This window comes from Pseudomonas sp. P65(2024) (assembly GCF_057480955.1).
This window is the reverse complement of sequence record NZ_JBLIYX010000003.1, coordinates 300,030-311,913: the sequence shown is the minus strand read 5'-3', so window position 1 is coordinate 311,913 and position 11,884 is coordinate 300,030. Positions and strand designations below refer to the sequence as shown.

At 67.7% G+C, this 11,884-nt stretch carries 11 protein-coding genes; 9 read left to right on the top strand and 2 right to left on the bottom strand.

Annotation, left to right across the window (positions count from 1 at the left end; all coding sequences use genetic code 11):
- The first annotated feature begins 103 nt into the window (after positions 1-103).
- The 8 genes from ppnN (at position 104) to pdxR (ending at position 9,557) form a co-directional block, all read left to right on the top strand.
- Positions 104-1,477 carry a nucleotide 5'-monophosphate nucleosidase PpnN gene (ppnN, locus tag AC25MA_RS06820; RefSeq protein ID WP_028689370.1) on the top strand — a complete coding sequence of 458 codons (1,374 nt, stop codon included), beginning with the start codon at positions 104-106 and terminating at the stop codon, positions 1,475-1,477.
- Between the two features lie 216 nt (positions 1,478-1,693).
- The gene (locus AC25MA_RS06815) at positions 1,694-2,344 is read left to right on the top strand and encodes a TIGR04211 family SH3 domain-containing protein (RefSeq protein WP_028689369.1); all 651 of its coding nucleotides are present in this window, start codon (positions 1,694-1,696) and stop codon (positions 2,342-2,344) included.
- An 82-nt stretch (positions 2,345-2,426) separates the two neighbouring features.
- Entirely contained in the window at positions 2,427-3,647 is a 1,221-nt protein-coding gene (locus AC25MA_RS06810) for a M20/M25/M40 family metallo-hydrolase (protein WP_028689368.1), read from the top strand.
- 6 nt (positions 3,648-3,653) lie between these two features.
- On the top strand, positions 3,654-5,153 hold the full coding sequence (gene glcD / locus AC25MA_RS06805; protein ID WP_232853316.1) for a glycolate oxidase subunit GlcD: 1,500 nt from the start codon (positions 3,654-3,656) through the stop codon (positions 5,151-5,153).
- On the top strand, positions 5,153-6,199 hold the full coding sequence (glcE, locus tag AC25MA_RS06800) for a glycolate oxidase subunit GlcE (protein WP_247284425.1): 1,047 nt from the start codon (positions 5,153-5,155) through the stop codon (positions 6,197-6,199). The genes glcD and glcE overlap by 1 nt, the downstream gene beginning before the upstream one ends.
- Before the next feature lie 9 nt (positions 6,200-6,208).
- Positions 6,209-7,465, top strand: a complete 1,257-nt coding sequence (gene glcF, locus AC25MA_RS06795; protein ID WP_307945434.1) for a glycolate oxidase subunit GlcF — start codon at positions 6,209-6,211, stop codon at positions 7,463-7,465.
- Between the two features lie 165 nt (positions 7,466-7,630).
- Complete coding sequence (locus AC25MA_RS06790; RefSeq protein ID WP_279152971.1) at positions 7,631-7,972, top strand: hypothetical protein; 342 nt, start codon at positions 7,631-7,633, stop codon at positions 7,970-7,972.
- A gap of 151 nt (positions 7,973-8,123) precedes the next feature.
- Positions 8,124-9,557 (top strand): MocR-like pyridoxine biosynthesis transcription factor PdxR, encoded by a 1,434-nt coding sequence (pdxR, locus tag AC25MA_RS06785; protein ID WP_028689364.1) that lies wholly within the window; start codon positions 8,124-8,126, stop codon positions 9,555-9,557.
- Here pdxR and AC25MA_RS06780 read toward each other — a convergent pair.
- Together AC25MA_RS06780 and AC25MA_RS06775 are read right to left on the bottom strand one after the other, a co-directional pair.
- Complete coding sequence (locus AC25MA_RS06780; protein ID WP_028689363.1) at positions 9,550-10,743, bottom strand: cyanate transporter; 1,194 nt, start codon at positions 10,741-10,743, stop codon at positions 9,550-9,552. The genes pdxR and AC25MA_RS06780 overlap by 8 nt on opposite strands.
- A complete protein-coding gene (locus AC25MA_RS06775) occupies positions 10,740-11,198 on the bottom strand; it encodes a nucleoside deaminase (RefSeq protein ID WP_028689362.1) in 459 nt (152 codons plus the stop codon). Before AC25MA_RS06775 ends, AC25MA_RS06780 begins: the two co-directional genes overlap by 4 nt.
- A 196-nt stretch (positions 11,199-11,394) precedes the next feature.
- Between AC25MA_RS06775 and AC25MA_RS06770 the strand changes: the two genes are divergently transcribed.
- Complete coding sequence (locus AC25MA_RS06770; RefSeq protein WP_062364339.1) at positions 11,395-11,832, top strand: carboxymuconolactone decarboxylase family protein; 438 nt, start codon at positions 11,395-11,397, stop codon at positions 11,830-11,832.
- Positions 11,833-11,884: the final 52 nt, after the last annotated feature.

Below are 11,884 nucleotides of genomic sequence, written 5' to 3'. Positions count from 1 at the left end.
AGGCACTGCGTCCAAGGTTTTTCACCAAGGCCCTCGTTGCCACGCACATTTGCTTGTATGGTGTTGTCCAAGAAGGATGTTTTACCCGCACAGGAAAGACCAGATGCCCCAACGCAATGTCATCAACGCCTCCGTCAGCCCCAAGGGCAGCCTGGAGACGCTGTCGCAACGTGAAGTCCAGCAACTGAGCGAAGTCGGTACCGGCAGCCTCTACACCCTGTTCCGCCAGTGCGCCCTGGCCATCCTCAACACCGGCGCCCATGTCGACAACGCCAAGACCATCCTCGAGGCCTACAAAGATTTCGAGGTACGCATCCACCAGCAGGACCGCGGCGTGCGCCTGGAACTGCTCAACGCCCCGGCCGACGCCTTCGTCGACGGCGAAATGATCGCCAGCACCCGCGAGATGCTGTTCAGCGCCCTGCGCGACATCGTCTACACCGAGAGCGAGCTGGCCAGCCAGCGCATCGACCTCGAGAGCTCCCAGGGCCTCACCGACTACGTCTTCCACCTGCTGCGCAACGCCCGCACCCTGCGCCCGGGCGTCGAGCCGAAGATGGTGGTGTGCTGGGGCGGTCACTCGATCAGCAGCGAGGAATACCAGTACACCAAGAAGGTCGGCCACGAGCTGGGCCTGCGCAAGCTGGATGTCTGCACCGGCTGCGGCCCGGGCGTGATGAAAGGCCCGATGAAGGGCGCCACCATCGCCCACGCCAAGCAGCGCATGCACGGCAGCCGCTACCTGGGCCTGACCGAGCCGGGCATCATCGCCGCCGAGGCGCCCAACCCGATCGTCAACGAACTGGTGATCCTGCCGGATATCGAGAAGCGCCTGGAAGCCTTCGTCCGCGTTGGCCACGGCATCATCATCTTCCCCGGCGGCGCCGGCACCGCCGAGGAGTTCCTGTACCTGCTCGGCATCCTCATGCACCCGGAAAACCAGGACCTGCCGTTCCCGGTCGTGCTCACCGGGCCGCGCAGCGCAGAAGCCTTCCTGCTGCAACTGCACGCCTTCGTCGGGGCCACCCTCGGCGAGGCCGCCCAGCGTCATTACCAGATCATCATCGACGATCCGGCCGAAGTCGCCCGGCAGATGGTCGAGGGGCTCAAGGCGGTCAAGCAGTTCCGCCGCGAGCGTAACGACGCCTTCCACTTCAACTGGCTGCTGAAAATCGACGAAGGCTTCCAGCACCCGTTCGACCCGACCCACGAGAACATGGCCAACCTGGCCCTGCGCCGCAACCTGCCGCCCCACGAACTGGCGGCCAACCTGCGCCGGGCGTTCTCCGGGATCGTCGCCGGCAACGTCAAGGACAAGGGCATTCGCCTGATCGAGGAGCACGGGCCGTACCAGATCCGTGGCGACGCGGCGATCCTCGACCCGCTCGGGCGCCTGCTGCAGGCGTTCGTCGACCAGCACCGCATGAAGCTGCCCGGCGGGGCGGCATATGTGCCGTGTTATGAGGTGGTGGCCTGAGACCTCGGGGGGCCGCCTTGCGGCCCCTTTGCTGGCAGGCCGGCGCTCACAGGGGCAAGCTACACACCACTTACCGCAACATCCTGCAGACATTTCCCAAGCCAGGCAGTGAACCTGCCTACAAAAAAACGGTCTTTCGCTGACGGTCAATCCACCCGACCGGATCGCCGGCCCAGTCATCGGGCCTTCATTCGTCCTGTTTCAGCGAAGACCAGCATGCCAGACATCCAGCCCGTTCCTCCTGCCCTCACCGTCCTGCGCGGCGGCCTGATCGCCGCCCTGATCGCCCTTGCCGCCCCAGCCCACGCCGAAGAGCCGGCCAGCGATGCGCGCTGGGTCAGCGACAGCCTGAGCACCTATGTCCGCAGCGGCCCCACCGACGGCCACCGCATCGTCGGCACGCTCAAGTCGGGGCAGAAGGTCACCCTGGTCACCAGCCAGGGCAACTACAGCCAGGTACGCGGGCAGAGCGGCGACCTGGTGTGGATCCTCACCAGCGACTTGCAGGCGGTGCCCGGCCAAAGCGAGCGCCTGCCGCAGCTCGACGCCCAGGTGGCCGAACTGTCCGGCCAGCTCAAGACCATCGACGACAGCTGGAAGAACCGCGTGCAGGGCATGCAGGAGACCCTCGACTCGCGCAAGGCGCTGATCGACGAGCTGGAAAGCCGCAACAAGGCACTCAACGAACAGCTCGAGCAGAGCCAGTCGACCCTGCGCGACACCCAAGCACGCCTGGGTGACGAGAACAAGCAGGTGATGATGCGCTACATGGTGTATGGCGGCAGCATCGCCGGCGCCGGGCTGCTGGCGGGGCTGATCCTGCCGGCGCTGACCCGTGGCCGCAAACGTAACGACCGCTGGTTCTGAGCAACGGGGCACGGTCTGGCCTTGGCGATGATTGCGTGACAGGGTCTACGCTAAAGGGTTCACGACAACGAGATCCCTGCCCATGCCCTTGCGACTCTGCTCTTTGGCCCTTGCCCTGGCCTGCGCCACCGCCCAGGCCGCCGACCCGACGCCCCAGGCCCTGTTCAGCCAGGCCCAGGCCGAACAGCCTCACTACCTGGAAACCCTCAAGACCCTGGTGGCCGTGGACACCGGCACCGGTACCGAGCCCGGCCTGAAGCAGGTTGGCAACGAACTGGTGAAACGACTGGAGGCTCTCGGCGCCAAGGTCACGACGCAGCCGGCCACGCCTTCGGTGGGCGACAACATCGTCGGAACGCTCAAGGGCAGTGGCGACAAGGACTTCCTGCTGATGGTCCACTACGACACGGTGTTCGGCCCCGGAACCGTGGCCAAGCGCCCGTTTCGGATCGACGGCGACCGCGCTTACGGCCCCGGCGTGGCCGATGCCAAGGGCGGCGTGGCGATGATCCTGCATGCGCTGAAACTGCTGCAGGACCAGCAGTACAAGGGATACCGCACCCTCACCGTGCTGTTCAACCCGGACGAGGAAATGGGCTCGACCGGCTCGCGGCAGCTGATTGCCGAACTGGCGCGCAAGCATGACTTCGTCTTCTCCTACGAGCCGCCCGACAAGGACGCGGTCACCGTCGCCACCAACGGCATCAATCGCCTCAAGCTCGAGGTCAAGGGCCGCGCCTCCCACGCAGGCTCCGCCCCGGAGGCCGGGCGCAACGCGCTGCTGGAGCTGGCGCACCAGTTGCTGCAATTGAACAACCTCGGCGACAAGAGCAAGGGCACCACCGTCAACTGGACCCTGGCCAAGGCCGGGGAAAAAGCCAACATCATTCCCGCCCAGGCCAGCGCCGAGGCCGACATGCGCTACTCCGACCTGAGCGAGACCGAGCGGGTGCAGGAGGATGCCCTGCGGATCATCAAGAAACAGCTGGTGGCCGATACCCAGGTCGAGCTGGTCATGGAAAAAGGCCGTCCGCCGCTGGCCAGGAACGACGCCTCCACGGAACTTGCGCAAACGGCGCGGCAGCTCTACAGCAAGATCGACCGGCAGTTGCAGCCGATCGCCATGCGCTTCGGCACCGACGCCGGCTACGCCTACGTGCCCGACAACGACAAGCCGGCGGTGCTGGAGACCCTCGGCGTGGTCGGCGCCGGCTTGCATGGCGACGACGAATACATGGAGATCGCCAGCGTGGCGCCACGCTTGTACCTGACGGTGGCGATGATCCGGCACCTGGCGCAGTAAGTCTTCATGAATATCCTTTACGACGAACGTGTCGACGGACCGTTGCCAGCCGTGGACAAGCCGGCACTGCTGGCCGCCCTGCGCGAGGCCCTGCCCGACCTGGAGATCCTGCACCGCGGCGAAGACCTCAGGCCCTACGAGTGCGACGGCCTCTCGGCGTACCGCACGCTACCGCTGCTGGTGGCGCTGCCCGAGCGTATCGAGCAGGTGCAGGCGCTGCTGCGGCTCTGCCACCAGCGCGGCGTGCCGGTGGTGGCCCGCGGCGCCGGCACCGGCCTGTCCGGCGGCGCCCTGCCGTTGAGCCAGGGCATCCTGCTGGTAATGGCGCGCTTCAAGCGCATTCTCGAGGTCAACCCCCAGGGCCGCTTCGCCCGGGTCCAGCCTGGTGTGCGCAACCTGGCGATCTCCCAGGCGGCGGCGCCCCATGGGCTGTACTACGCGCCCGATCCGTCCTCGCAGATCGCCTGCTCGATCGGCGGCAATGTCGCCGAGAATGCCGGTGGCGTGCATTGCCTGAAATACGGCCTGACCGTGCATAACCTGCTCAAGGTGGAAATCCTCACCGTCGAAGGCGAACGCCTGGTGCTGGGCAGCGATGCCCTGGACAGCCCCGGATTCGACCTGCTGGCGTTGTTCACCGGTTCCGAAGGCATGCTCGGTATCGTCACCGAAGTCACCGTCAAGCTGCTGCCCAGACCGCAGGTGGCACGGGTACTGCTGGCCAGTTTCGACAGCGTCGAGGATGCCGGGGGCGCGGTGGCCGAAATCATCGGCGCCGGGATCATCCCGGCTGGACTCGAGATGATGGACAACCTGGCGATTCGCGCCGCCGAGGATTTCATCCATGCCGGCTACCCGCTGGACGCGGCGGCGATCCTGCTGTGCGAGCTCGACGGTGTCGAGGCCGACGTGCAGGACGACTGCGCACGGGTCGATGCCGTGCTGCGCAGGGCCGGCGCCCGCGAGGTGCGCCTGGCCTGTGACGAAGCCGAGCGCGCGCGCTTCTGGGCCGGGCGCAAGAATGCCTTCCCGGCGGTGGGGCGCATTTCCCCGGACTACTACTGCATGGATGGCACCATCCCGCGCCGGGAGTTGCCACGGGTGCTCAAGGGCATCAGCGAGCTTTCCCGGCAGTACGGCCTGCGGGTGGCCAACGTGTTCCATGCCGGCGACGGCAACCTGCACCCGCTGATCCTGTTCGATGCCAACCTGCCCGGCGAACTGGAGCGCGCCGAGGCCATCGGCGGCAAGATCCTCGAACTGTGCGTGGCCGTCGGCGGCAGCATCACCGGCGAACACGGCGTGGGCCGGGAGAAGATCAACCAGATGTGCGCGCAGTTCAACAGCGACGAGATCACCTTGTTCCACGCGGTCAAGGCCGCCTTCGACCCACGGGGCCTGCTCAACCCGGGCAAGAACATCCCCACCCTGCAGCGCTGCGCCGAGTTCGGCGCGCTGCATGTGCACAACGGGCAACTGCCCTTCCCCGACCTGGAGCGTTTCTGATGGACAGGGACTTGAGCCAGGACCTGCGGGAGCAGGTCAACCAGGCGCTGGAGATGCGCACTCCGCTGCGCATCCAGGGCGGCAACAGCAAGGCCATGCTCGGTCGCCCGGTAACCGGGCAGGTCATCGACATCCGCGGCCACCGGGGCATCGTCGGCTACGACCCCACCGAACTGGTACTCACCGCCCGCGCCGGCACGCCGCTGCGGGAGGTCGAGGCGACACTGCACGAGGCCGGGCAGATGCTGGCCTGCGAACCACCACACCTGGGCCCCGAGGCAACGCTGGGCGGCATGGTCGCGGCCGGGCTGTCGGGGCCAAGGCGGCCTTGGGCCGGGTCGGTGCGTGACTACGTCCTCGGTACCCGGCTGATCACCGGCCACGGCAAGCACCTGCGCTTTGGCGGCGAGGTGATGAAGAATGTCGCCGGCTACGACGTATCGCGGCTGATGGCGGGCAGCTTCGGCTGCCTGGGGCTGCTCACCGAGGTGTCGTTGAAGGTGCTGCCGCGACCACGCCAGTGCCTGGGCCTGCGCCTGGAGATGAACGTAGGTCAGGCCCTGGCCGAACTCGTCGAATGGGGCCGGCAAGCGCTGCCGATCAGCGCTGCCTGCCATGACGGCGAGACGCTGCACCTGCGCCTGGAAGGCGGCGAAGGCTCGGTGCGCTCGGCCCGCGAACGCCTGGGTGGCGAAGCGCTCGACACGAACTTCTGGCACGACCTGCGCGAGCAGCGCCTGGCCTTCTTCGCCGCACCCGCGACGCTGTGGCGGCTTTCCCTGCCCCTTGCCTGCGGCGCCCTCGACCTTCCGGGGCGTCAGTTGCTCGACTGGGGCGGCGCCCAGCGCTGGCTGAAGTCTGATGCCCCGGCGTCCGTCATCCGGGCGTTGGCGGCCGAGGCCGGCGGTCATGCCACCGCCTACCGGCCCGGTGATGACAGCAGCGCCCCGCTTGATCCTTTGACGCTGCGCTATCACCAGGCGCTCAAACGCCAACTCGATCCCCAGGGCGTGTTCAACCCTGGCCGCCTGTACGCCGACCTGTGAGACCACGGCATGCACACACACCTGAGCGACTCCGCCCGCCAACTGCCCCGCGCCGACGAGGCCGAACGTATCCTGCGCGCCTGCGTGCACTGCGGGTTCTGCACCGCCACCTGCCCCACCTACCAGTTGCTCGGCGATGAACTGGACGGGCCTCGCGGGCGCATCTACCTGATCAAGCAGGTGCTCGAAGGCGAGCCGGTGAGCACCAGCACCCAGGCGCACCTGGACCGTTGCCTGAGCTGTCGCAACTGCGAGACCACCTGCCCGTCGGGGGTGGAGTACCACAACCTGCTCGACATCGGCCGCGCCGTGGTCGACCGGCAAGTCCCCCGACCACCGGGGCAACGCCTGCTGCGCGCCGGCCTGCGCGCCGTGGTGCCACGGCCTGGCGCATTCGAGGCCCTGGTGCGCGCCGGCCAGGCCCTGCGCCCCCTGCTCCCGGCCAGCCTCAAGGACAAGCTGCCGGCGCATGTTGTAGCCCCACGCCAACGCCTGACACCGCGCCACGCCCGACATGTGCTGCTGCTCGAAGGCTGCGTGCAGCAGGCCCTTTCACCCAACACCAACGCCGCCGCCACGCGCCTGCTTGACCGGCTCGGCATCAGCGTCAAACCGGTCCATGAGGCCGGCTGCTGCGGCGCCGTGGACTATCATCTGGATGCCCAGGCGCGTGGCCTCGACCGTGCCCGGCGCAACATCGACGCCTGGTGGCCGGCCATCGAGGCCGGCGCAGAGGCCATCGTGCAGACCGCCAGCGGCTGCGGTGCGTTCGTCCGCGACTATGGCCACCTGCTGGAACAAGACCCGCGTTACGCCGCCAAGGCCGCCACGGTCAGTGCCCTGTCCCGCGACCTGGTGCAGGTGCTGCAGGCCGAGCCACTGGAGCGACTGGGTGTCTGCACCGAGCAGCGCCTGGCGTTCCACTGCCCCTGCACCCTACAGCATGCCCTCAAGCTCGGCGGAGCGGTGGAAGGCCTGCTGCAGCGCCTGGGCTTCCACCTCACCCAGGTGCCCGATGGCCACCTGTGCTGCGGCTCGGCCGGCACCTATTCGCTGACCCAGCCGACGTTGGCGCGCCAGCTACGCGACAACCGCCTCAACGCCCTGGAAAGCGGCAACCCGCAGCTCATTGCCACCGCCAACATCGGCTGCCAGCTGCACCTCGGCGGTGCCGGGCGCACGCCGGTGCGGCACTGGATCGAAATCGTCGAGGCGGCGCTTGAGCCCGGCGCTGTCGAGGCGACGGAAATTGTGCCCCGCCCCTGACGCGGATCAAGGCGATGTTCAACCTGGCACCTGTAATTTCGGAACCCTCCTACCGAAAACACGGAAGCTTCTAGATTGTTGCCACACCTTCGGCAAAACATCATCCGACCTGGAGACGTGACCGCCGCCCCGGCGCGGCCAACCCCATCCAGACGAGGCCATGCCATGCCCGCAAACGCTGATCACCCTACCCGTGAACTGCGCCATACCCTGCGCCAACTGCTGGCCCACAAGGTCAGCAACCCCGATGACAATCCGCACCTGTCCGGGGTGCGGTTCTTCTGTGCCACCGACGAGCACACCCGCCAGTTGATCGAGCGGGTCGAGCTGCTCGCCAGCGAAGCCTTCTTCGATGCCAAGGGCCGCGCCATCCCAGCCCGCATGCGCGAAGCCGCGGTGGACGGCGTGTGCATCCAGCAGAAACGCAAGGCCTGCGAAGACGAGACGGTGATCCGCATCGCACTGCCGGAAAAAGGCTACATCACCATCAGTACCGCCCGACTTTGACTCCTCGTCGCCGACAAGCCAGATCCCACAGGGTGAACACGGTCCTTGTGGGAGCCGACTTGCCGGCGATGGGCCGCAGAGCGGTCCCCTTGCAGCCAACGCAATAAACCCCGAAGCTTTTATCCCCCTGCGCTTCGGACACCCTCCCCCGATGGAACTGCACATCCGCCTCGAAGGCCGCAAAGGCCTGGCCGAACAGCTCTACCAGCAACTGCGCGCCGGTATTGACAGCGGCCACCTGGCCGCCGGCACCCAGCTGCCACCCACGCGTCTCTTGGCCGAACAACTGGGGGTTTCGCGCAAGACCGTGGCCGAAGCCTATTCGCGCCTGACCTATGACAACCTGCTCAGCGGCGTGGTCGGTCGCGGCACGTTCATCACCCCGCGCCACACGCCGCGCCAGAGCGACTGCGACAACATCCCGCTGGCCGCCGCCGACACCCTCGAACGCTGGCGCCAGCGCGCCACGGTGCTGGGCCGGCGGGCGCTGGACGCACCGTCGCGCTATGACTTCATCGGCGGCGCCTCGAGCAAGGCGCAGTTCCCCTACGACCACTGGCGCAGTTGCATGAACTACGCCCTGCGCCGCAGCCAGCGCCACCCCGACCGGCAGTTTTCCGCCCAGGGCCTGCCGGAGCTGCGCGAGGCCATCGCCCACCAGATCGCCTTCACCCGCGGCATCCAGTGCGCGGCCAGCGATGTGCTGGTGTGCAATGGCGCCCAGCAGGCCTTGGACCTGATCGTCCGGGTACTGGTCGAACCCGGCTGCAAGGTGGCCATGGAGGACCCGGGCTACCCACCGGCACGCCAACTATTCCTGGCCCTCGGCGCGCGCCTGCAGTCGGTGCCGGTGGACGACCAGGGGCTGTGCGTCGAGCAGATCGAGGACGGCACCCGGCTGATCTACGTGACACCCTCGCACCAGTTTCCGCTGGGCATGCCCATGGCCGAGCCACGGCGCCAGGCGCTGCTGGCGCGGGCCGCGGAGCTTGGCGCGCTGATCATCGAGGACGACTACGACTGCGAGTTCCGCTACCAGGGGCCGGCCGCCGAAGCCCTGCAGCGCCTGGATCGACATGGCCTGGTGGCCTATGTCGGGACCTTCTCCAAGACCCTGCTGCCGGAACTGCGCCTGGGTTACGCGGTGCTGCCGCCGACCGTGCTGCAGGCCGCCTGCGTGGCCAAGCACCTGAGCGACTGGCACAGCCCTAGCCTGCAGCAGTGGGCGCTGGCGCGGTTCATCAGCGAAGGTCACCTGAACAAGCACATCCGCCGTTGCCACGAGGTGTACAGCGCCCGCCGCGAACGGATCCTGGCACGCCTGGGTGGCGACCTGGCGCCGTGGTTCGACGCGGTGCCGGCCAGCGCCGGCTTTCACCTGAGCGCGCTGGCCAAGCCCGGGGTGGACGTCGAGCTGCTGATCAACCTGGCGCGCAAGGTGGAGGTCGGTCTTTACTCCCTGGCGCCATTCTTCAGCGAAGCGCCGGTCAGGCCAGGCCTGTTGTTCGGCTTCGGTGCCATCGAACTGCTGGACATCGACCCGGCACTGGACCGGGTCGGCGATACCCTGCAACGCCTCAGTTGAGCGCCGCCGCAGGCGCTCGCCGCTCACCGGCGATGGCCCGGGCATAACCGTTGGGGGCGAAACGCACGGTCACCAGCAGCATCGCCAGCACCGTGCAGGTCAGCAGGGTCCAGGACGCCTGGAAGTCGCCGCTGACATCACGCAGCCAGCCGGTGATGTACGGCACGATACCGGTGATGATGAAACCCACGCCCTGGACAAAAGCCGCCAAGCTGCCGGCTTCACCGGGCGTGCGCAGGTGCTCCAGGGTCAGCGTCAGGCTCAGGCTGAAGCACGCGCCCAGACCCAGGCCGATCAGCGCCACCCACAGGCCCATGGCGCTGGTCGGCGCCAGCAGCAAGCCAAGAAAGCCCGCCAGCTGGATGAGCAAGGCCAGCCACAGCCCCGGCCGGCGATCGGCCAGGCGCCGCAGCAGCAACGGCAGGCCCAGGGCGCCGCAGACCTGGAAGATGGTCATCAACCCGACTAGCTCGCCGCCACTCTGGGCCGTGCCGCCGTGCTCCAGGTGATAGGCCGGCAACCAGGCGACCATGCTCGTGTAGCCGCCGTTGATCAGCCCGAAGTAGAGCGCCAGCAGCCAGGCCCGACGGTTGCCGAACCAGTGCCCGCCGCCGCCACCGGCCAGGGACGGCGTGTCCTGGCGCGGGCGCAGGGCGACCCACGCCACGATAGCCAGCAGCGCCGGCAGCGCCCACAGGCCAAGGCCGAACTGCCAATGGCCAAAGTGCGCGGTGATCGATGGGCCCAACACCGCCGCCAGGCCACCGCCACTCATCAACGCCGCCGAATACAGCCCCATGGTCGCTGCCAGGCGGCCGGGGAACCAGCGGTTGACCAAGCCTGGCATCATGCCCTGCACCACGGCGACGCCCAGCCCGGCGACCACCGCGCTTGCGATCAGCGCCCAGGCGCTGTCCAGTTGCAGGCGCCACAGACATGCCAGGGCGATGGCCGCCAGCCCCGCCAGCATGCCGCCATGCTCGCTCAACCAGCGCCGCAGCCAGGGTTGCAGGAGCGGCACCAGGCCCATGCACAGCACCGGCAACGCGGTCAGCAGCGCCGCCTGCTGGTAGCCGAGGCCAGTGCTATGGCGCATCGGTTCGAGCAGCGGGCCGATGCTGGTGAGGATCGGCCGTAGGTTCAACGCCAGCAGCACTACCAGCAACAGGTTCAACGTGCCTCTCATGCTTCGCCGACCTGCTGCCATTCACGGTACAGGCCGCTTTCACCCGCCGGTTTCAGCGGGCGCAGGGGCAGGCTCTGCTGCCGAGGCGGGCGGGCCATCTGCGCATACACCGCGGCGGTGGACAACCCATAGGGCTCGCCCTCGTCGTTGTCATAGGCGAACCAGGCGCGCTCGATGCCGCACAGGTGCATGGCGGCCAGGCACATCGGGCACGGATGGCCGCTGGCGTAGATCTCGGCGCCGTCCAGGCGCGCCCGGCCGAGCACCTGGGCGGCCTGGCGGATGGCCTGCATCTCGGCGTGGCTGGTCGGGTCCTGGGTACTGTGGATCTCGTTGACGGCACGGGCGATCACCTGCCCCTGATGGACCAGCACGGCGCCGAAGGGGCGGCCACCGGCCTGGATATTGGCGCGGGCAAGCTCAAGGGCCTCGCGCATGAATCGATCTGCGGACATGAAGCGGTTCTCAGGTGTTGACCCGCCCATTATCCCGACTCGACCGCCCTGGCAGAAATGAAGAGATTGGATGCCTGTCAGTGCTCATCCGAATGACCGATTGGCCTCCTGGCAAAGCGCGGGATTGGCTATTCGGTGCGGCGCGGCCTGGCGCTAAGGTAGTGCCACTTACCTCTTGCCGACCTGGAGTCTCACCATGCACGACCGTATCGAATGGGCCAAACACTCGCCGGAAGCCTACAAGGCCATGATCGGCCTCGAACAGGCGCTGGTCGCCTCGGGCCTGGAGCACTCGCTGCTCGAGCTGATCCGCCTGCGCGCCTCGCAGATCAATGGCTGCGCCTATTGCGTCAACATGCACGCCAACGATGCGCGCAAGGCCGGCGAAACCGAGGCGCGCCTGCAGACCCTGAGCGTCTGGCGCGAGACACGCTACTTCAGCGAGCGCGAGCGGGCCGCCCTGGCCTGGGTCGAGAGCCTGACCCGCCTGGCCGAGCGTGGCGCGCCGCAGGACGAGTACCAGGCGCTGCTGGAGCACTTCAGCGCCAAGGAGGTCGCCAACCTGACCCTGGCCATCGCCACCATCAATGCCTGGAACCGTTTCGGCGTAGGCTTTGCGATGGTGCCGGCATAAGCCGCCAACGACGCCCGCGCCTGCCCCTTGGGTGGGAGCGGATGGGCATGCG